Annotated in this window: 19 protein-coding genes; 5 read left to right on the top strand and 14 right to left on the bottom strand. The window is 68.2% G+C overall.

The window, feature by feature from the left end; all coding sequences use genetic code 11:
- Positions 1–132 precede the first annotated feature (132 nt).
- Both BLR75_RS11595 and BLR75_RS11590 read left to right on the top strand, forming a co-directional pair.
- Entirely contained in the window at positions 133–612 is a 480-nt protein-coding gene (locus BLR75_RS11595; protein WP_084314192.1) for an Lrp/AsnC family transcriptional regulator, read from the top strand.
- A gap of 113 nt (positions 613–725) precedes the next feature.
- Entirely contained in the window at positions 726–929 is a 204-nt protein-coding gene (locus BLR75_RS11590; protein WP_084314193.1) for a DUF2788 domain-containing protein, read from the top strand.
- A 69-nt stretch (positions 930–998) separates the two neighbouring features.
- Here the strand turns inward: BLR75_RS11590 and BLR75_RS11585 are convergent, their stop codons facing one another.
- Positions 999–1,625: a pseudouridine synthase gene (locus BLR75_RS11585; protein WP_084314194.1), complete on the bottom strand. Its 627-nt coding sequence runs from the start codon at positions 1,623–1,625 to the stop codon at positions 999–1,001.
- An 88-nt stretch (positions 1,626–1,713) separates the two neighbouring features.
- Between BLR75_RS11585 and BLR75_RS11580 the strand changes: the two genes are divergently transcribed.
- Positions 1,714–2,832: an MBL fold metallo-hydrolase gene (locus BLR75_RS11580; protein ID WP_084314195.1), complete on the top strand. Its 1,119-nt coding sequence runs from the start codon at positions 1,714–1,716 to the stop codon at positions 2,830–2,832.
- Here BLR75_RS11580 and deoC read toward each other — a convergent pair.
- Together deoC and amn are read right to left on the bottom strand one after the other, a co-directional pair.
- Complete coding sequence (deoC, locus tag BLR75_RS11575) at positions 2,780–3,559, bottom strand: deoxyribose-phosphate aldolase (RefSeq protein ID WP_084314196.1); 780 nt, start codon at positions 3,557–3,559, stop codon at positions 2,780–2,782. The genes BLR75_RS11580 and deoC overlap by 53 nt on opposite strands.
- Before the next feature lie 159 nt (positions 3,560–3,718).
- On the bottom strand, positions 3,719–5,203 hold the full coding sequence (gene amn / locus BLR75_RS11570) for an AMP nucleosidase (RefSeq protein ID WP_371858146.1): 1,485 nt from the start codon (positions 5,201–5,203) through the stop codon (positions 3,719–3,721).
- Between the two features lie 149 nt (positions 5,204–5,352).
- On the opposite strand from amn, the gene BLR75_RS11565 reads away from it, so the two are divergent.
- Both BLR75_RS11565 and BLR75_RS11560 read left to right on the top strand, forming a co-directional pair.
- Positions 5,353–5,628: a type II toxin-antitoxin system Phd/YefM family antitoxin gene (locus tag BLR75_RS11565; protein WP_084314198.1), complete on the top strand. Its 276-nt coding sequence runs from the start codon at positions 5,353–5,355 to the stop codon at positions 5,626–5,628.
- Positions 5,625–5,957 (top strand): type II toxin-antitoxin system RelE/ParE family toxin, encoded by a 333-nt coding sequence (locus BLR75_RS11560; protein ID WP_084314199.1) that lies wholly within the window; start codon positions 5,625–5,627, stop codon positions 5,955–5,957. Before BLR75_RS11565 ends, BLR75_RS11560 begins: the two co-directional genes overlap by 4 nt.
- A gap of 33 nt (positions 5,958–5,990) precedes the next feature.
- Here the strand turns inward: BLR75_RS11560 and BLR75_RS11555 are convergent, their stop codons facing one another.
- From BLR75_RS11555 to BLR75_RS11505, 11 genes are all read right to left on the bottom strand, one after another.
- Positions 5,991–7,640 (bottom strand): acyl-CoA dehydrogenase family protein, encoded by a 1,650-nt coding sequence (locus tag BLR75_RS11555; RefSeq protein ID WP_084314200.1) that lies wholly within the window; start codon positions 7,638–7,640, stop codon positions 5,991–5,993.
- Positions 7,637–8,305 carry a TetR/AcrR family transcriptional regulator gene (locus tag BLR75_RS11550; RefSeq protein WP_084314201.1) on the bottom strand — a complete coding sequence of 223 codons (669 nt, stop codon included), beginning with the start codon at positions 8,303–8,305 and terminating at the stop codon, positions 7,637–7,639. The genes BLR75_RS11555 and BLR75_RS11550 overlap by 4 nt, the downstream gene beginning before the upstream one ends.
- Positions 8,306–8,424: 119 nt before the next feature.
- Positions 8,425–9,675 (bottom strand): OprD family porin, encoded by a 1,251-nt coding sequence (locus BLR75_RS11545; protein WP_084314202.1) that lies wholly within the window; start codon positions 9,673–9,675, stop codon positions 8,425–8,427.
- 218 nt (positions 9,676–9,893) lie between these two features.
- A complete protein-coding gene (locus tag BLR75_RS11540; protein ID WP_084314203.1) occupies positions 9,894–10,811 on the bottom strand; it encodes an SDR family NAD(P)-dependent oxidoreductase in 918 nt (305 codons plus the stop codon).
- A 48-nt stretch (positions 10,812–10,859) separates the two neighbouring features.
- Positions 10,860–12,005, bottom strand: a complete 1,146-nt coding sequence (locus BLR75_RS11535; protein WP_084314204.1) for an acyl-CoA dehydrogenase family protein — start codon at positions 12,003–12,005, stop codon at positions 10,860–10,862.
- A 15-nt stretch (positions 12,006–12,020) separates the two neighbouring features.
- Complete coding sequence (locus BLR75_RS11530) at positions 12,021–12,776, bottom strand: enoyl-CoA hydratase/isomerase family protein (protein ID WP_169720282.1); 756 nt, start codon at positions 12,774–12,776, stop codon at positions 12,021–12,023.
- A gap of 8 nt (positions 12,777–12,784) precedes the next feature.
- Positions 12,785–13,843 (bottom strand): acyl-CoA dehydrogenase family protein, encoded by a 1,059-nt coding sequence (locus BLR75_RS11525; protein ID WP_084314206.1) that lies wholly within the window; start codon positions 13,841–13,843, stop codon positions 12,785–12,787.
- Positions 13,844–13,847: 4 nt separating this feature from the next.
- Positions 13,848–14,252: a PaaI family thioesterase gene (locus BLR75_RS11520; protein WP_090416056.1), complete on the bottom strand. Its 405-nt coding sequence runs from the start codon at positions 14,250–14,252 to the stop codon at positions 13,848–13,850.
- 38 nt (positions 14,253–14,290) lie between these two features.
- On the bottom strand, positions 14,291–15,661 hold the full coding sequence (locus tag BLR75_RS11515; protein ID WP_084314208.1) for an MFS transporter: 1,371 nt from the start codon (positions 15,659–15,661) through the stop codon (positions 14,291–14,293).
- A 54-nt stretch (positions 15,662–15,715) separates the two neighbouring features.
- Positions 15,716–16,582, bottom strand: coding sequence for a MaoC/PaaZ C-terminal domain-containing protein (locus BLR75_RS11510; RefSeq protein ID WP_084314209.1), 867 nt, complete (start codon positions 16,580–16,582; stop codon positions 15,716–15,718).
- Positions 16,566–18,701: an acetate--CoA ligase family protein gene (locus tag BLR75_RS11505; RefSeq protein ID WP_084314210.1), complete on the bottom strand. Its 2,136-nt coding sequence runs from the start codon at positions 18,699–18,701 to the stop codon at positions 16,566–16,568. Before BLR75_RS11505 ends, BLR75_RS11510 begins: the two co-directional genes overlap by 17 nt.
- Positions 18,702–18,831: the final 130 nt, after the last annotated feature.

The following is an 18,831-nucleotide window of genomic DNA, read 5'->3' as shown; positions in this document are numbered from 1 at the left end:
GAATCTGGAAGAAATAGTACGGCAGACGAACCGGCAAAGGATTGCTAAGATTGCTCAATAATATAGTCACTCCGCAATAATTCACCCAAAACAGAAGAACAACAGCAATCTGATATATACAAAGGGGGCTTCATGAACAAGCTGGACCGCTACGACCTGCGAATCCTCGCCGAATTGCAGCGCGACGCGCGCATTTCCAACCAGGAGCTGGCCGAACGCATCGGCCTCTCGCCCTCGCCCTGCTCGCGGCGGGTCAAGCAGCTGGAAGACGACGGCTACATCGTCCGCCAGGTCGCCCTGCTCGACAGCAAGAAGCTCGGCCTGAGCCTGACCGCCTTCGTCCTGGTCGGCATGGACCGCCACACCCCGGAGCGCTTCGAGCACTTCCAGGAAACCGTCGGCAAGTGCCCGGAAGTGCTGGAGTGCAGCCTGGTCACCGGGATGGACGCCGACTACCAGCTGAAGGTGATAGTGCCGGACATGGAGCACTACCAGCAGTTCCTCCTCGGCACCCTGACGCGCATCGAGGGCGTGACCAGCGTGCGCTCCAGCTTCGTGCTGCGGCAGGTGATGGCGAGTACCGAGCTGCCGCTGGAACACCTGCGCAGCTGATCGACATTTGTTCAACTGCAGGACAGGAGGCGTATAATGCGCGGCTTTGTCGTGCCCGCCGGAGAGCCCGGCGAGCCTAGGTCGTGATTACGCCCTGCCGGGCAGGAGTAGCAATGAATTCGAGTTTCGAAGACCTGATGATGTACGGGCTGGTCAGCGCCCTGGTCCTGTTCATGGCCTTCATCGTCTGGGACCTGGCGAAGAAATCCAAGGCCGGCCGCATGGGCACCATGGTGCTGTTCTTCGCCCTCGGCCTGGGTGTGCTCGGCTTCGTCATCAAGTCCTTCGTGGTCGCGGGGATCGAAGGCGGGTTCTGATCCCGCTTCGATGTGGCGGGTTGCACCCGCACCGCCTTTCTACAGGTTCTGTTTCCGCCGGCAATGACCTCAACCGGCGGGATCGACTTCCCGCCATTCCCCCGGCTGCAACCCCTCCAGGCTCCACGGTCCGATGCGCACCCGCACCAGGCGCAGGGTCGGCAGGCCGACCGCCGCGGTCATGCGCCGCACCTGGCGGTTGCGCCCTTCGCGGATCACCAGTTCCAGCCATGAGGTCGGCACCGACTTGCGGAAACGCACCGGCGGCACCCGCTCCCACAGCTGCGGCTCGTCGATCCGCCGCGCCTCGGCCGGCAGGGTCGGGCCGTCGTTGAGCTGCACGCCGTCGCGCAGGCGCTGCAGCTGTTCCTCGTCCGGCTCCCCTTCCACCTGCACCCAGTAGGTCTTCGCCAGCTTGTGCTTCGGGTCGGCAATGCGCGCCTGCAGGCGGCCGTCGTTGGTCAGCAGCAGCAGGCCCTCGCTGTCGCGGTCGAGGCGCCCGGCCGGATAGACGCCGGGGATCGGCACATAGTCCTTGAGCGTCGCCCGGCCCTCGCTGTCGTTGAACTGGGTCAGCACGTCGAACGGCTTGTTCAGCAGGATCAGCCGCGCCTGCACCGGCGGCGCCTTGGCTACGCGGCGTGGCACGGGGCGGGCCGCGGCGCGGCGCTGGTCTTGGCGTGGGGGACGGGACATGGCGGCAACGACTGGAAAAGGATGGAAGCTACGGGAGGCTGCCCGGCATGCTAGGTTCAGCAACAGCCCATCGCAAGAGCGAACGCGCATGCCGAACGTCCCGCTTCCCCCCTGGCTGCTCAGCCTGCTGACCCTCGCCGGCCGCTACACCCCGAACTGGCGCGGGTCGCCGGGCGATCACTTCGATGGCCGCCGCTTCCGCAACGTCGACGCCCGGCCGCACCACAGCTGGCGCGACGTCCTCAGATGGCAGCTCAGCCGCGCGGCGCAGCAGCGCTGGGTGGAGCAGCCCGGCCCGGCCAGCCCGCCGCAGGTGCCGCAGCGGGTGACGGGCGACGAACTGCGGGTCACCTACATCAACCACGCCAGCATCCTGATCCAGCATCGCGGCCTGAACATCGTCACCGATCCGCTGTGGGGCGAGCGCACCAGCCCGTTCGCCTTCATCGGCCCGCGCCGCCACCATCCGCCGGGCCTGACGCTGGACCAGCTACCGCCGCTCGACCTGATCCTGGTCAGCCACAACCACTACGACCATCTCGACCTCTACAGCCTGACCGAGCTCGCCCGGCGCTTCCCGGAAGCGAAAGTCGTCACCGGCCTGGGCAATGCCGCGCTGATCCGCGCCTGCGGCTGCCGCGACGTGCAGGAGATCGACTGGTGGCAGAGCGTGCCGCTGGCCCAGGGCCTGCTGCTGACCGGCGTGCCCGTGCAGCACTGGTCGGCGCGCACCAACCGCGACACCAACCGCAGCCTGTGGCTGGGCTTCGTGCTGGAGTCGCCGGACGGGCCGGTGCTGTTCCCCGGCGACAGCGGCCTCGGCCCGGAATTCGCGCTGATCCGCCAGCGCTTCGGCCCGCTGCGCTTCGCCGCCCTGCCGATCGGCGCCTACGAGCCGCGCTGGTTCATGGGACGCCACCACATGAACCCGGCGGACGCCGTGCAGGCGCATGGCATCCTCGAATCGCAGTGCAGCATGGCGATCCACTTTGGCACCTTCAAACTGAGCGACGAGGACCAGTTCGCCCCGCCCCGCGACCTGGCCGAGGCGCTCGCCGCGCAGGGCGTCGACCCGCAACGCTTCCGCGTGCCGCAGCCCGGCGAACACTGGCACGTGGACGCACTGCGCCCCGCCGCGCCGGCACCCCGGCAGATCAGGCCTGACCGGGCAGCGTCTCCTCCACCTGCTGATCAGCCAGCCGCCTGAGCAGGTCGCCGAGCAGGCTGGAAGCGCCGAAGCGCAGGTGTTGCGGCGTGATCCAGTCCTTGCCCAGCAGACGCTCGGCGAGTTGCAGGTAGACCAGCGCATCCTCCAGCGTGCGCAGCCCGCCGGACGCCTTGAAACCGACCGTGCCGCCCGCCTCGGCGATGCATTCGAGCATCACCTGCGCGGCCTCCGGCGTGGCGTTGCGCGGCTGCTTGCCGGTGCTGGTCTTGAGGAAATCGGCGCCGCCTTCGATGGCTTCGCGGCAGGCCGTGCGGATCAGTTCCGGGTCGTCCAGCTCGCCGCTTTCGATGATCACCTTGAGGCCGTGGTACGGCCCGCACAGCGCCTTGCAGGAACGGATCAGCTCCACCGCCCCGGTCGGTCGGCCTTCCAGCAGCGCGTGGTACGGGTAGACCAGATCGATCTCGTCGGCGCCGTCGCCGAGGGTGCGGCGGACCTCCTCTACCACTTCCGCCGCCGGCGCATCGCCCGCGGGGAAGTTGCACACGCTGGCCACCCGCACCGTGCGCCCGCCGAGGCCGTTGAGCGTGCGCCGGGCGACATGGGCGAAACGCGGATAGACGCACACCGCTGCCACGTCGCCGAAGGGCGTCAGGGCCCGGCGGCAGAGGTCGACGATGTGGGGCATGTCGTCGCCGGGATTCAGGGAAGTCAGGTCGAGCAGGGGAAGGACTCGGCCTGCCAGGGTTTCGCGTGGATCGGTCATGGGGTTTCTCCTTGGCCTCGAAGAGGCCGCTCTTCGTAGGAGCCAGCTTGCTGGCGATCAGTCGTGCCAGGCCACTCCGTGGTTGCCGGCAAGTACGGGATCGCCAGCAAGCTGGCTCCTACAGGAACGGCGCGTCATGGGGTCACAATGCCGCTTCCATTACCTGAACGGCGGCTCATCGAAGCTCCGCAGCTTCCGCGAGTGCAGCGAATTCAGCTGCGTGCGCAGCAGGTCCACCGCCGCGATGCCGATGGAAAGGTGCTGGCTCACCGCCCGCTGGTAGAAGGCCGTGGCCGCGCCGGGCAGCTTGATCTCGCTGTGCAGCGGCTTGTCCGACACGCACAGCAGCGTGCCGTAGGGCACCCGCAGGCGGTAGCCCTGGGCGGCGATGGTGCCGCTTTCCATGTCCACCGCGATGGCCCGCGCCAGGTTGATCAGCGGCCGTTCCTGCGCCCAGTGCAGTTCCCAGTTGCGGTCGTCGTAGGTGAGCACGGTGCCGGTGCGCAGGCGCCGCTTGAGGTCCTCGCCGCGCTCGCCGGTGACCAGCGCAGCGGCTTCCTGCAGCGCCACCTGCACCTCGGCCAGCGCCGGGATCGGGATGTGCGGCGGCAGCACGCGGTCGAGGATGCCGTCGCGGCGCATGTAGGCGTGGGCCAGCACGTAGTCGCCGATGGTCTGCGACTGCCGCAGGCCGCCACAGTGGCCGATCATCAGCCAGCAGTGCGGACGCAGCACGGCCAGGTGGTCGGTGATGTTCTTCGCGTTGGACGGGCCGACGCCGATGTTCACCAGGGTCACGCCGTCGCCGTCGCTGGCGATCAGATGGTAGGCCGGCATCTGGAAGCGGTGCCATTCGACGCCGGCGATGATGGCATTGGCCTCGCCCGCGTCCATGCCGCGCTCGATGATCACGTTGCCCGGCAGCACCATGCGCACGAAGCGCGGATCGTCGCGCAGGCGCGCCAGGCCGGCGTGGATGAACTGGTCGACGTAGCGGTGGTAGTTGGTCAGCAGGATCCACGGCTGCACGTGGCGCCAGTCGCTGCCGGTGTAGTGCACCAGGCGGCGCAGGGAGAAATCCACCCGCGCGGCGTCGAACAGCGCCAGCGGCATGGGGTCGGCGTTCTCCCACTGGTACAGGCCGTCGGCGATGCCGTCGGAGGTGGCGGACAGGTCGGTGCTGGGGAACACCCGCGCCAGCTCGGCGGCGGTCACGCCGGAACCGGCCAGTTCGTCGCCCTGCTCGACCACGTAGGGATAGGGGATGTTCTGCTGGCTGGGGCCGACCTCCACCCGCACGGTGAAGTCCTCCATCAGCGGCCGCAGCTGCTCCAGCAGGTATTTGCGGAAGGCCGCCGGCTGGGTGATGGTCACGCTGTAGTTGCCCGGCACCTGCACCTTGGCGAAGGCGCGGGTGGTCGAGGGCACCTCGCCCTGGCAGAGGTAGGTCAGACGCAGCAGCGGATAGCGGAACAGCGCGCGCTGCCCGGCATCGGGCGCCGTGCGCTCCTTCAGGTAGCGCTTGAGCGCCTGGCTCAAGGCACCGGTGGCTCGCTCATGCAATGCGGCCAGTTGATCGACGGCCTCTTCGGCGGTCTGGGCGACGAAGAACTCGTCGCCAGTCGAGAGAGTCATGGTTGGCATCCTGTCTGAACGATCGACTCCATCTTGCCTACTTCCATGACAGAAAGGGATGACAGATTTCGCCCTTGATCTTCCGGCTGACCAGCGACACCATGCAGCATCCAGACTTTATAAAGTCTTAATTCGATCCTGCTTCAGAGGCAAATACCGTGCGCTACTCCAGCCAGGTCAAACCCATCAGCTACCTGAAAGCCAATGCCGCCGAGGTACTCAAGCAACTCGGCGAGCAACGGGAACCCCTGATCATCACTCAGAACGGCGAGGCCAAAGCCGTGATCCAGGACGTGCGCTCCTACGAGGAAACCCAGGAGACATTGGCCCTGCTGAAGGTGCTTGCGCTGGGCAACCAGGAAATCGCGGCAGGTGAAACCAGCTCGGTCGAGGATGTGGCCGGGCGCCTGCGCAAGCGCCGCCAGCAACCGTGAGCCGCGATACCTACCTGGTCCGGATCACCCGTGGCGCGGAGCGGGACCTGGAAAGCATCCACGAGTACATCGCCGATTTCGATTGCCCTGAAAACGCCGATTACGTACTCGACCAGTTGCTGCAAACCATCGGCGATCTGCGCCAACAGCCACAACGCGGAACCCATCCTCGCGAACTGATGAAACTGGGTATCCAGGAATACCGTCAGGTGTTCTTCAAACCGTACCGAGTCATCTACCGCATCAGTGACAAGACAGTTCACGTCTATCTGGTGATCGACGGGCGGCGCGACTTCCAGCAATTGCTGAGCAAGCGCCTGCTGGGCTGAACGGCGGGGCGCACACGCCCCGCCGCTTCGACCTCACGCCAGGTGCGGCGTCGCCCGCGCCACCAGCGCCTCCACATCCACTCCGCGCGGCAGGGTGCCGTAGACGCGGCCACCGCCATCCAGGCGGCTGGCGATGAAGGCATCGGAGACCACCGAGTTGCCGGCCTCCAGCAGCAGCTTGGCCTGCAGGGCGATGGCGACGTTTTCGGTGAGCTGGCGGGCGCGGTACTGGATGTCGTTGGTGTCGGCGAAGGATGCCTTGAGGTTGCCGATGAACGCGGCCAGTCGCGCGTCGCCGTGGCCATCGCCCAGTTCGGCGAACAGCGCATCGAGCACGCCCGGTTCCTTGGACAGGGCGCGCAGCACGTCCAGGCACTGCACGTTGCCCGAGCCTTCCCAGGTGGAGTTGACCGGCGCTTCGCGGTACAGGCGCGGGAGGATGGTGTCCTCGACGTAGCCGGCGCCGCCGAGGCATTCGGCGGCTTCGTTGATCATCGCGGGGGCGCGCTTGCAGATCCAGTACTTGCCCACGGCGGTGACCAGGCGGGCGAACTTGTCCTCCTGCTCGTCGTGCAGATGGTCCAGGGCGCGGCCCATGCGCAGGGTCAGGGCCAGCGCGGCTTCGCTTTCCAGGGCGAGGTCGGCCAGCACGTTCTGCATCAGCGGCTGCTCGGCCAGCACGCGGCCGCCTACCTGGCGGTAGGCGCAGTGGTGCGCGGCCTGGGTCAGCGCCTGGCGCATCAGCGAGCTGGAGCCGACCATGCAGTCGAAGCGGGTCAGCGCCACCATCTCGATGATGGTCGGCACGCCGCGGCCTTCCTCGCCGACCATCCAGGCCAGCGCGCCACGGTATTCCACTTCGCTGGAGGCGTTGGACCAGTTGCCCAGCTTGTTCTTCAGGCGCTGGATGTAGAACTCGTTGCGGCTGCCGTCCGGGCGGTGGCGCGGCAGCAGGAAGCAGGTCAGCCCTTTGTCGGTATAGGCCAGGGTGAGGAAGGCGTCGCACATGGGCGCCGAGCAGAACCACTTGTGGCCGACCAGTTCGTAGGCCTGGCCCGGGCCGGGAATCCCCACCGGGTAGGCGCGGGTGGTATTGGCGCGCACGTCGGTGCCGCCCTGCTTCTCGGTCATGGCCATGCCGATGGTGGCGCCGGTCTTCTGCTCGATGGGCAGGTTGCGCGGGTCGTACTGGGTGGAGAGGATCTTCGGCAGCCACTTCTCGGCGATGTCCGGCTGCAGGCGCAGGGCGGGCACGCTGGCGAAAGTCATGGTCAGCGGGCAGCCGGTACCGGCCTCGGCCTGGCTGTGCAGGTAGCTCAGGCCGGCGCGGGCGACGTGGGCGCCGGCGCGCGGGTCGGTCCAGGGCATGGACGGGATGCCGGCCTCGATGGCCGCGCGCATCAGCTCGTGGTAGGCCGGGTGGAATTCCACCAGGTCGACGCGGTGCCCATAGCGATCGTGGGACTTGAACACCGGCTTGTTCTCGTTGGCGAGGAAACCCGCCGCCATCAGCGGCCCGCCGGCCAGCGCGCCATAGGCGTCGAGTTTCTGCTCGGCCCAGCCGCCGCCGTAGCGGCGCACCCACTCCTGCAGCGGTACGTCGATGCGGTAGAGGTTGGCGCCATCCAGCGGCGGCACCTGGTTGGTCACTTCGTGGGTTTCGGCGTATTGGTGCGGGATCATGGCTGGTCCTCCGTAGCAGGTATGGACAGGGCAGGCGTTGGCGCACCGACGGCGCGCAGGCAGAAATGCACGAGAGCGTCGCTGACGTCCGCCAGGGAAACGCTGGAGTGGCCGGCGTCCCGCACAGCGCGGGCCGGCGGCGAGAGGGGGCCGACCAGGGCCTCGGCGATGGCGCCGACCAGGCAGGCGGCGCTCAGTTGTACGGGCTGCGGCTGGAATTCGCCGGCGGCGATGCCCTGCTCCAGCAGGGTGGCGAACAGCTCGGCATAGGCTTCACGGTAGATCAGGCGCTGCTCGTCGACTTCCGCATCGACCGGCTCGGCGATCAGCGCGAAGGCCAGTTGCCGGCTGCCCCAGGCCCGCGTGGCGAACTGCCGCAAGCCCCGGCTCAGGCGCTCGGCGGCGCTGCCGGGAGCGTTCAGCAGCACAGCCAGGGCGTCGACCTCACGCTGGCTGGCACGGGCGAAGACTTCGGCGGCCAGTTCGCCCTTGCCGCGAAAATGGCGGTACAGGCTGCCGGTGGCGATGCCGGCGGCATCGGCCAGGGTCTGCATGGTCAATGCGGCGAAACCGCCGTCGGCGACACGCGCCAACGCCAGCTTAAGGATGCGTTCGCGCAGCTCGCCGTCCTTTTGCAGCCGCGCTGGGGAATGTCGATAGGCCATGGTCTGAATCCGGATTCACTGCATGAAATTCAGTGAATCATGGTTCAGACTTTTACTGAAAGGGACATTCCCGCCACAGGCGGAGTGATTCCGGCCAAACCGCCCCCCCATACTCCCGATTACCAGAGCGGCATCTGGTAGCTGACGATCACCCGCGTCTCGTCGATGTCGTTGCCGAAGTCGCTGCGGAAGGCGCCGTTGCGCACCTTGAAGCCGAGGTTCTTCAGCGGGCCGGTCTGCACCACGTAACCGATGTCGGTGTCACGCTCCCACTCCTTGCCGCGCCCCTGGCCGTTCAGCAGATCGATGTGGTCGCCCTGCAGGTAGCGGGTCATGAAGGTCAGGCCGGGCAGGCCGAGGCCGGTGAAGTCGTAGTCGTAGCGTGCCTGCCAGGAGCGTTCGTCCTTGTTGGCGAAGTCGCCGATCTGCACGAAGTTGGTCAGGTACGGGTCGGTGCCGCTGAGGTAGGCGAAACCGGTGTCGCCGGACATGCGCTGGTAACCGACGCCGAAGCCGCTGCCGCCGATGCGATAGGTAAACAGCGCGTTGAGCGCGCGGTTGTCGACGTTGCTGCCGCCATCATCGGTGGAGCGCGCCCAGCGGATATCCGACTTGAGCGACTGGCCCTCGGCGATCGGCAACGTGTGCACCACGCTCAGGTAGTGCTGGCGGTAGAAGTTTTCCAGGCCGCCGTAGTGGTAACTGGTGGTGAGGTTGTCGGTCCAGCGGTAGGTGCCGCCGGCGAGGTTGAAGCGGTCGCTGCTGGTGTGGCTGCCGAGCACGATGTTGCGCTTGTTGCCACGGGTCATCGACAGGTCTTCGGCGTTGGTCGAGTCGCGCTGCTTCACCTGGCGCAGCTGGCCGAGCTGCGCGCTGAGGCCGTCGATCTCGTTGACCTCGGCGAGGCCACCCTGGAAGGTCTGCGGCGCCAGGCGGGTGTCGTTGTACTGCACCACCGGCAGCTTGGGCAGCAGGGTGCCGACCTTCAGGGTGCTTTTCGAGGCACGCAGTTTGGCGGTCAGGCCGAGAGAGCTGTAGTCGTCGGCGGCGCGCTTGTCGCTGGCCGAGTACGGCAGCAGGCCGGAACCGGTGCGGTCGGGGCTGGAGTCCAGCTTGATCCCCAGCAGGCCGAGGGCATCGACGCCCACGCCCAGCGTGCCCTCGGTGTAGCCCGACTCGTAGCGCAGCAGGAAGCCCTGCGCCCACTCCTCGGATTTAGACTGCGCCGCATTGCTCTGGCGGTAGTCGCGGTTGAAGTAGAAATTGCGCAGTTCCAGGTTCGCCTTGCTGTCCGCGATGAAGTCCGCGTGGGCGAACAGGGGCAGGCAGGCGAAGCTCGAAACGAGCGCCCGTACGGGAAGATTCTTCATTGTTGTATCTCTTCTTCAGGTGAGGTGGCGCCGCTCCTGAAGGCGCCGCGCCGTGAGTCGGCCGGCGGGCCTGCCCTGCAGGCGCGGGTGGCGCCGCCGCGCGCCACGATGCCCCGCACTTCCCGATTCACCGCGCCGTGGGTGACCCGCGCGGTATGGCGCGGGTTGCGCATGATCAGGTCGGTGGAGCGCTCGTCGACGCGCGGAGGGCCGGTGGCTCAGATCGGGTCCCAGGAGAACACGTCCGGGCTGCGCGCCAGGTCCATGAAGCTGCCGCGCAGCGCGGGCATGCCGTGCTCGGCGATGCTCTGCGGGGTCCAGCCGTTGTCGCTGTGCACGCTGCGCAGCGGGCGGCTCTGGCTCATCAGGAAGATCTCGTGGTTGCGCGCGGCAAACACCTGGCCGTTGACCGCACTGGCGGCGTCGGAAGCGAGGTAAACGGCCAGCGGCGCGTTCTTGTCCGGGGTCATGCGCTGGAGGTTTTCCACCCGCGCCTTCTGCTCCGGCGTCTCGGCCGGGATGGAGTCGGTCATGCGGCTCCAGGCGAAGGGTGCGATGCAGTTGGAGCGCACGTTGTAGCGCTGCATGTCGAGGGCGATGGACTTGCTCAGCGCAACGATGCCCAGCTTGGCCGCCGAGTAGTTGGCCTGGCCGAAGTTGCCGATCAGCCCCGAGGTGCTGCTCATATGCACGAAGGTGCCGCTGTTCTGCGCGCGGAAGTGCTCGGCGGCGGCGCGGCTGACGAAGAAGCTGCCGTTGAGGTGCACGTTGATCACCGACAGCCAGTCCTCGGCACTCATCTTGTGGAAGATGGTGTCGCGCAGGATGCCGGCGTTGTTCACCACGATGTCGACGCGACCGAAGGCGTCGATGGCGCTGGAGACGATGCGCCGGGCGCTGTCCCAGTCCGACACGCTGTCGGTGTTGATGGCGCCGTCACCGCCGCGCTGGCGGATCAGCCCGAGGGTCTCCTCGGCCGGGGAAGCCGAGCCGCCCTCGCCCTGCAGGGACACGCCGATGTCGTTGATCAGCACCCGCGCGCCGCTGTCGGCCAGGGCCAGGGCGATCTCGCGGCCGATGCCGCCACCGGCGCCAGTGACGATCGCTACCTTGCCTTCGTTGAGTCGTTGGGTCATCGCTAATTCCTTACTGTTCGTTCAATCGGGGAGTTCGTTGCGCGCAGATCAGCTCGGCAGGCCGAGCACGGCCTTGGCCAGGATGTTGCGCTGGATCTCGTTGGTGCCGCCGTAGATGGTGGTCGGCCGCGACTGGATGAAGATGCCCGCCGGGTGCAGTTCGGGATCGTCGGCGAAGGGGTTGAGCAGCGCCGAATCCGCGCCGGCGATCTCCAGCCCCAGCTCGCTGATGCGCTGGTACAGCTCGGACTGGTGGATCTTCAGCAGGGAAACGTCCGGGCCCAGTTCCTCGCCGCGCCGCAGGCGTTCGGCGAAGCGTTCGTAGAGCGCCTTGTGGCAGTCCAGGTCCATGCTCAGGGCAGCGAAGCGCTGGGCGAACACCGGGTCGTCCCACAGGCCCTGATGGCGAGCCAGGCGCACCAGGCGTTCGAGGGCGAAGGTGGCCTGCTTGGGCGAACCGAGGAAGATGCGCTCGAAGCCGAGCAGCGCCTTGGCCATGCCCCAGCCATGGTTGACCGCGCCGACCAGGTTCTCCTGCGGCACGCGCACGTCGTTGAAGAACACCTCGCAGAATTCGCCCTGCAGCTCCAGGTTGAGGATCGGCCGCACCTCGACGCCGGGGCTGTCCATCGGCACCAGCAGGAAGCTGATGCCCTGCTGCGCCTTGGCGCTGCGCTCGGTGCGCGCCAGCACGAAGATCCAGTTGGCCTCGGTACCCATAGTGGTCCAGGTCTTCTGGCCGTTGATCACCCACTCGCCGTCACGCAGCACTGCCTCGGTGCGCAGGCTGGCGAGGTCGGAGCCGGCGTTGGGTTCGCTGTAGCCCTGGCACCAGATGTCCTCGCCGCTCAGGATGCGCGGCAGGAAGCGCTCGCGCTGGGCGTCGCTGCCGTAGCGGATCAGCAGCGGGCCGAGCATGGTGATGCCGCTGTCGGGCAGGCGCGCGCAGCCGTAGTTTTCCATCTCCTCGATCATGATCAGCTGCTTGCCGGCAGAAAGGCCCATGCCGCCGAACTGCACCGGCCAGCCGGGGCACAGCCAGCCCTGTTTCGACAGTGCCTGGTACCACTCCCAGGTGTCGTCGCGGCCCAGGCGGTGGGCCGGGTTGCGGATGCGCTGGGGGTAGTTGGCGGCGACCCAGTCGCGCACCAGCCGGCGGAACTCGCCATCTTCGAGGGCGTTGTAATCGGTCATTTCAATGTCCTCGGCTCACTGGCCTTTGAAAACGGGGGAACGCTTGTCGAGGAAGGCCGCCTTGCCTTCGGCATGGTCGGCGCTGAGGAACAGCTGGCTCTGGAAATCGCCCTCGCGTTCGAGCAGCAGCTCCAGGCCATCGGCCAGCAGGGCCTTGGTCATGGCCAGTGGCAGCGGCGCCTGTTGCTCGACCTTCGCGGCCAGCGCAAGAGCGGCGTCCAGCGCGGCACCCGGTGCGCAGAGCTGGTCCACCAGGCCGATGCGCAGCGCTTCCTCGGCGTCGATCACCTGGCCGAACATCAGCACCTGCCGCGCCCGGCCGACACCGATGCGCGCCGGCAAGGTGTGCAGTTGGCCGAGGTCGGCAAGCAGCCCGACCTTGCCGAAGCCGGCGGCGAAACGCGCCGAGCCGCCGCACACCAGGCTGTCGCAGGCCAGCGCCACCGACAGCCCGGCGCCCACCGCCCAGCCTTCGATGGCGGCGATGATCGGCTTGCCCATGCGCAGCATCTGGCGGATCAGGTCGGCGTTCTTCTGCATGCGCACGCGGCCGGCGTTGAGGTCGGTGACGTGCATGTCGCTGAGGTCACCACCGGCGCTGAAGACGTCCGCCGAACCGGTGAGGACCACGCTGCGCACGGCGGGATCGGCGTCCGCTTCGCGCAGCGCTTCGAGCAGCTCGGCGCGCAACGCGGGGGACAGCGCATTGCGCCGCGTTGGGTTGTTGAAGCGCAGAAGGCGCACCGTACCGAGTGTTTCCTGCAGCAGCATCTCGCTCATCACGCCACCTCCGCCTGCAGCAGGGCGATGTAGCGCGCCCGGTGGAAGGCCAGCGAACCCTGGCTGTTGAGCAGCACCATGGCGCGGCGCAGAAACAGGCCGATGTCAGCCTCGTCGGTGTAGCCGATACCGCCGTGCAGCTGGATCGCCTGGCGGGTCACCAGCATGGCCGCTTCGGCGGCGCGCACCTTGGCGGTGGACACCAGGCGCTGCACCTGCGGGGCCGGTGCGCCTTCGTCCAGCGCGGTGGCCGCCTCGCCGACGATGGCGCGGGCCAGTTCGATCTGCAGCTTCAGGTCGACCATGCGGTGCTGCAGCGACTGGAAGCTGCCGATCTCGCGGCCGAACTGGCGGCGCACGCCGAGGTAGTCGCGGGTCTGTTCGAAGGCTGCGTCCATCAGCCCCACCAGGTAGGCGGCGCAGGCCAGTGCCGATTCATCGAGGGCAGCGGGTGCAGCTTCGACGAATTGCGCGGGCGTGCCATCGAACCGCAGGCGCGCCAGGTGGCCACCGTCCTGGGTCGGTTCCTGGTGAACGCTCAGCCCCTCGGCATTGCGCTGTACCAGCGCGAGGCCAGTGTTGCAGGCCACCAGCCACGCATCGGCGGCAGCACCCAGAGCAACGTGGGCGATCTCGCCACGCAGTTGGCCGTCGCGTAGCACCGGCAAGGCGGCGCCAGCTTCGTAGCCGATTCCGGCGGGCAGGATCAGCCGCTCACCGGCCAGCAGCGCGGCGCGCTCGGCGACGGGCAGCAGCGGCGCCACCAGGTTCGCCTCGATCAACGGCTCGGGCAGCAGGCCGCGTCCCAGCTCCTCCAGCAGCGCCGCGTACTCGGCCATGCCCAGGCCGCTGCCGCCCTGTTCTTCGCCCAGGCGCAGGCCCGGCCAACCCATGGCGCAGACTTCGCTCCAGGCGTCACGGTCGATGCCCTGCGCCTGGAAGCGCAGTTGGCGCACCCGGCCCAGGTCGCCGCCGCGCGGCACCAGTGAGGCGGCGCTGTCACGTATCAGCCGCAGGCGCTCTTCGCGTTCCTCGGCCATCGCGGTGTTGTCGCTCATATCGTCATTCCCGTGTCGGTTGAACAGTGCCGGCCGCAGCGGGCCGGTACTTGAAACTGCCGGTGGCGCTGGCGATCAGCTCGCCGGCTTCGTCGAAGATTTCCGCCGCGCAGAAGCACAGCGTGCGGGTGCGGCGCAGCACCCGGCCGACGGCGTTGAGCTCGCCGCGGGTGCTGCCCATGAAGTGGGTGGCCATGTCGATGGTGACCATCGAGCAACCCGGCAGCACAGCGCGGATCGCCCCGGCCATGGCGGCGTCGAGTACGCTCATCAGCACCCCGCCGTGGAAGCTGTCGATGTAGTTCATCAGCTCCGGGCGGTGGCGCAGGCGCACCCGCACCACCTCGCCATCGACCCAGCGCTCCAGGCCGAGGAACTCCTGGAAGGTGAATCTGCCGCTGGGGAACATCTCCAGCCCGGTCGCGGTTCCTGCTGCAGCGAGGTCGGTCATCGCGGGCTCTCCCCGGTGGCCGGCTGGCCCAGCGGGCGGGTCGCGCTGCTCATCGCCGTATGCGCTTGCGGCGCGGCTACCGCGTCGGCTTGCGCACTGCGCGCCTCGCGGTTCGGGTCGAACAGGCGGTTGGGGATGAACAGCGCCGGGATCAGGCCGGTGATGACGTAGGTGATGCCCATCACCAGGAAGCCCGCGCCGATGGACACGTGGGAGGCCAGCAGGCCGATGGCCGCCGGGGCCACCGCCGCGCCGATGCGGCCGAGGTTGTAGGAGGTACCGACGGCAGCGCCGCGCACCTGGGTGGAGAAGCTCTCGGTCATGTAGGTGGCGAGCACGCCCACCGGCACGCCATAGATGAAGCCGAACAGCGCGAGGATCCAGACGATGTTGTCCGGGGTGTGCCAGAACACGATCACCGGCATGAAGATGGCGGTGCCGATGGCGCCGGCGGCGAAGGTGGCGCGGCGGCCGAAGCGGTCCGAGGCGATGCCGGCGAGCACCTTGCCGAGGATCATCGCGGTGTAGGTGCCGACCATGTAGCCGGTCATGGACTTGAAGTTCATGCCCAGCTCGCTTTCCAGGTACGAGGGCATCCAGTTGTTGGTGCCGTAGTAGCCGAACAGCAGGAAGCACGAGGTGAGGCTCCAGAGCACGAACATGCGCCGTGTCGACGGGTCGACCAGCAACTGGCGCATGCCGCCGCTGGGCGCGCTCTGCTGGCGGCCGCTGACTGCCTGCTGCCCGCGTTGCGCGCGGGCGGCCAGCCAGGACGGCGACTCCGGCACCCACGGGCGCAACGCCAGGCAGATCAGCGCCGCGCCAATGGCGGTGAAGAACAGCGCGCGCCAGCCGTAGTCCGGGATGATCTGCCCGGCGAGCACCGTCGCCACCAGGTAGCCCACGGTCCAGCCGGCCTGCATGGTCGCCAGGATGGTGGTGCGGTACTTCGCGGTGACGAACTCGGACATCAGGATGTTGCAGGCCACGAACAGCGAGCCCAGGCCCAGCGAGGAGACGAAGCGGATCAGCGCGAACGCCCAGTAGTTGTGCGCCAGCCCCAGCAGGGCGGTGCCCACGGAAAACACCAGGATGGTCCAGGTCACCACGCGCACCCGGCCGAAGCGGTCGCACGCCCAGCCACCGTAGATACCGCCGATGGCCATGCCGGCCAGGGTGATGCTGCCCAGCGAGCCCGCCTCGAAGTTGCTCAGGCCGAACTCGGCCTTGAGGCTGTTCAGGCTGTAGGCGAGGAACATCAGGTCCGCGCCGTCGGCCAGCAGGCCAAGGAAGCAGAAGAGGAATGCGATGACCAGGGTCCGCCGCGGTATCGCGGTGCCCTGGGCCAAGCTGTCGGATCCGTTCATTGTTGTTGTTCTCGAAGGTTGGTTGAGGTCGTCGTCACGCCATGCCTGCCCGGTTCAGTCGGTACTCCCCGGGGTCAGGCGCACGTGGCCGTTGTCCAGCACCACCACGTCGCGCTCGACGACGCGGGTGCGGAAGGAGCCGTCGTTCCAGATTTCGGTGCGCAGGGTTTCGCCCGGGAACACCGGGGCGGAGAAGCGCACCTGCAGGTGGGCGAAGCGCTCCGCGCGGTAGTCGGCGACACCGCGCAGCAGCGCGTGGAAGGCCACGCCGAGGGTGCACAGGCCATGCAGGATCGGCCGTGGGAAGCCACCGCGCGCGGCCGCCGCCGGGCTGGCGTGGATCGGGTTGTCGTCGCCGTTGAGCCGGTAGTACAACGCCTGCTCGGGGCGCGTCGGCAGGTCGATGAGCAGGTCCGGCGCACGCTCGGGCAGGCGGTGCGGCTGGCTCAGCGACTGGCTGTCGCCACCGAAGCCGCCGTCACCGCGCAGGAAGGTGGTGCCGCGGGCGATTGCCAGCACTTCGCCGCTCTGCGCGTCGCTGACGACCTTCTCGCTGTAGAGCAGCGCGCCCTTGCCGGTGCCCTTGTCCACCAGTCCGGTGACGCGGGTGCGGCCGATCACCTCGCCTTCCACCGGCAGCGGCTTGAGCCACTCGATGCTCTGCTCGCCATGCACCAGGCGCAGGGCGTCGACGCCGGTGTCCGGGTTGCCCAGCCAGAAGCCGGGATGCCCCAGCACCACCGCCATGCAGGGCAGCGCCTGGAGGTCGCGGTTGGCGTCGACGAAGGCCAGTTGGTGCTCGTCCATGGGGTCGGCGCCAAGGCCCACCGACAGTGCATAGAAGGCGCTGTCGTGGCGGCTGAAACGCTGCCGCACTTCGGGGATCGGGTAGTTCAGCAGGTGCTCAGGATTCAGCGCCATGGGCCACCTCCTCCACTTCCAGCACCGCGTCGGCGGCCCAGGCGCCCTGCCCCTCGGGCATGGCGAAGACCGGGTTGAGATCGACCGAACGCAGGCGCGGACCAGCCTCGGCGGCGAACTGCGAGAGCTGCGCGAGCACCCGCGACAGCGCCTTGATGTCGGTCACCGGGCGACCACGGGCGCCCAGCAGCAGCGGTGCGCCCTTGATGCTGCGGATCATCTGTTCGGCTTCGTCGACGCCGAACGGGCAGCGGCGGAATACTACGTCCTTGAGCACCTCGACGAAAATGCCGCCAAGGCCGAACACCGCCACCGGACCGAACTGCGGGTCGCGCTGGATGCCCATGAAGCACTCGACGCCGCCCTGCAGCTGGCGGGCGACCAGCACGCCGTCGAGGCGCGCATCGGGCGCGTGTTCGGCGGCACGCTGGAGCAACAGGTCATAGCCCTCGCGCACGGCCTGGGCAGTGTTCACGTTGAGCAGCACGCCGCCGATTTCCGATTTGTGCAGGATGTCCGCCGAGGCGATCTTCAGTACCACCGGGAAGCCGATCTGCTCGGCGAAGGCGGCGGCTTCCGCAGCGTTCTTCAGTACGCGCTCGGGCGCCGACTCGATGCCGGCACGTGCCAGCAACTGCTTGGCCTCGGCCTCGCCGGGCGTGCTGGCCGGCAGTTCGACGCCGCCGGGCGCGGGAATCTTGCGCAGCGGTCGGGCGAAGGCCTCACCCAGCTGGCCCATGGCCTGGATGGCGCGCACCGCGCGGGTCGGATCCTCGAACAGGGCGAAGCCGGCTTTCTGGTAAGGCGCCAACTCCTCGCCCTCGCCCATCACCGAGACCACGAACAGGCGGTCCGGGTGATCGACCTTGATCCGCGCGAACTGCTCGGCCAGGCGCGGGCCGATGGAGGCGGCGGTGCCGGCCTGGGTGAAGAAGGCGATCAGCGAACGGTAGCCACCGTCCACCACCATGGATTCGGTGAAGTCGTGCACCAGGCTCAGGTCGTTGAGCGCCTGGGCGGTGCAGTCCACCGGGTTGAGTGGCGAGGCGTAGGACAGGCGCTGCTTCAGGCGTGCCTGGGCCGCTTCGGGCATCGGCGGCATGGGCAGGCCGAAGTCCTCGGCGGCGTCGCTGACGATGATGCCGGCGCCACCGCTGACGGTGATCATCCCCAGGCTGTTATTCACCGGGTAGATGCGCTGGGTGGCGAGGTAGGCGATGTCCACCAGTTCTTCGGTGGTGCGCGCGCGGACCACGGCGTAGTCGGCCAGCACCGCGTCGAGCACCTTGTCGTCGCCGGCCAGGGAAGCGGTGTGCGACATGGCCGCGCGGCCGCCCAGTTCGCTGCGCCCGACCTTGTGCAGGATCACCGGCTTGCCCGCGCGGTGGGCCGCCTCGAGGGCGGCGAGGAAGCTGTCGACGTTGCGGATCGATTCGGCGTAGGCCATCACCACGTCGATCTCCGGCGATTCCACCAGCCAGCCGATGGCGTCGCCCAGGGTGACGTCGGCTTCGTTGCCGGTGGCGACGCAGATCGGCGTGCCCAGCCCGCGCTGCCGCGACAGGCCGAGCAGGTGCGCGCCGTAGGCGCCGGACTGGGTGGCGATGCCGACCCGCCCGGCCAGCGGAATGCCGCGCTCCAGGCTGGTGGAGAAGAAGGCGTAGTAGCCGAGGTTGGCGTTGAATACGCCCAGCGCGTTCGGCCCCAGCAGGCGCATGTTCGCCGCGCGGGCGGCGTCGACGATGGCGTCCTGCATGGCCACGCCCTCCTCGCCGACTTCGCTGAAACCGGAGGAGAACACGATGGCGCTGCGCGCGCCCTTGCGCCCCAGCGCCTGGACGGTCTCCAGCACCTGCGGCGCCGGCACCGCGATGATCGCCACGTCCGGCGCCTCGGGCAGCGCGTCGACGCTGGCGTAGGCCGGCAGGCCCTGGATCTCGGTGCGGTTGGGGTTCACCGGCAGGATGCGGCCGGTGAAGCCGTTGCGCAGCATGTAGGCGATGGGTCGGCCGCCGATGCGGTGGGGGTCGCTGGAGGCGCCGACGACGGCGACCGAGCGCGGCTGCACCAGGGGGGTAAGACTGGAGAAACCGGTGTGTTGCAAGTGACTCACTGACATGACGTTCCACCTGAACAAGTAGCGGGTGCCGGACGCTTGCGTGCCGGCGCGAGGGCGAGCGCGTCCACGGCAGGCTGCGGGCAGCAGCCACCGGGAGCGTCGGCCCTGAGTTTCAGAGCCCTGAGTTCAA

Origin of the sequence: Pseudomonas jinjuensis (assembly GCF_900103845.1) — a bacterium.
Lineage (GTDB): Bacteria > Pseudomonadota > Gammaproteobacteria > Pseudomonadales > Pseudomonadaceae > Pseudomonas > Pseudomonas jinjuensis.
The sequence above is the reverse complement of the archived record's forward strand: the minus strand, read 5'-3'. Positions and strand labels throughout refer to the sequence as shown.

Bases quoted from the DNA above. Each gene is read 5' to 3' on its own strand.
- BLR75_RS11595 (WP_084314192.1), top strand. From the start codon at position 133: ATGAACAAGCTGGACCGCTACGACCTGCGAATCCTCGCCGAATTGCAG.
- BLR75_RS11590 (WP_084314193.1), top strand. From the start codon at position 726: ATGAATTCGAGTTTCGAAGACCTGATGATGTACGGGCTGGTCAGCGCC.
- BLR75_RS11585 (WP_084314194.1), bottom strand. From the start codon at position 1,625: ATGTCCCGTCCCCCACGCCAAGACCAGCGCCGCGCCGCGGCCCGCCCC.
- BLR75_RS11580 (WP_084314195.1), top strand. From the start codon at position 1,714: ATGCCGAACGTCCCGCTTCCCCCCTGGCTGCTCAGCCTGCTGACCCTC.
- deoC (WP_084314196.1), bottom strand. From the start codon at position 3,559: ATGACCGATCCACGCGAAACCCTGGCAGGCCGAGTCCTTCCCCTGCTC.
- amn (WP_371858146.1), bottom strand. From the start codon at position 5,203: ATGCCAACCATGACTCTCTCGACTGGCGACGAGTTCTTCGTCGCCCAG.
- BLR75_RS11555 (WP_084314200.1), bottom strand. From the start codon at position 7,640: ATGATCCCGCACCAATACGCCGAAACCCACGAAGTGACCAACCAGGTG.
- BLR75_RS11550 (WP_084314201.1), bottom strand. From the start codon at position 8,305: ATGGCCTATCGACATTCCCCAGCGCGGCTGCAAAAGGACGGCGAGCTG.
- BLR75_RS11545 (WP_084314202.1), bottom strand. From the start codon at position 9,675: ATGAAGAATCTTCCCGTACGGGCGCTCGTTTCGAGCTTCGCCTGCCTG.
- BLR75_RS11540 (WP_084314203.1), bottom strand. From the start codon at position 10,811: ATGACCCAACGACTCAACGAAGGCAAGGTAGCGATCGTCACTGGCGCC.
- BLR75_RS11535 (WP_084314204.1), bottom strand. From the start codon at position 12,005: ATGACCGATTACAACGCCCTCGAAGATGGCGAGTTCCGCCGGCTGGTG.
- BLR75_RS11530 (WP_169720282.1), bottom strand. From the start codon at position 12,776: ATGCTGCTGCAGGAAACACTCGGTACGGTGCGCCTTCTGCGCTTCAAC.
- BLR75_RS11525 (WP_084314206.1), bottom strand. From the start codon at position 13,843: ATGAGCGACAACACCGCGATGGCCGAGGAACGCGAAGAGCGCCTGCGG.
- BLR75_RS11520 (WP_090416056.1), bottom strand. From the start codon at position 14,252: ATGTTCCCCAGCGGCAGATTCACCTTCCAGGAGTTCCTCGGCCTGGAG.
- BLR75_RS11515 (WP_084314208.1), bottom strand. From the start codon at position 15,661: ATGAACGGATCCGACAGCTTGGCCCAGGGCACCGCGATACCGCGGCGG.
- BLR75_RS11510 (WP_084314209.1), bottom strand. From the start codon at position 16,582: ATGGCGCTGAATCCTGAGCACCTGCTGAACTACCCGATCCCCGAAGTG.
- BLR75_RS11505 (WP_084314210.1), bottom strand. From the start codon at position 18,701: ATGTCAGTGAGTCACTTGCAACACACCGGTTTCTCCAGTCTTACCCCC.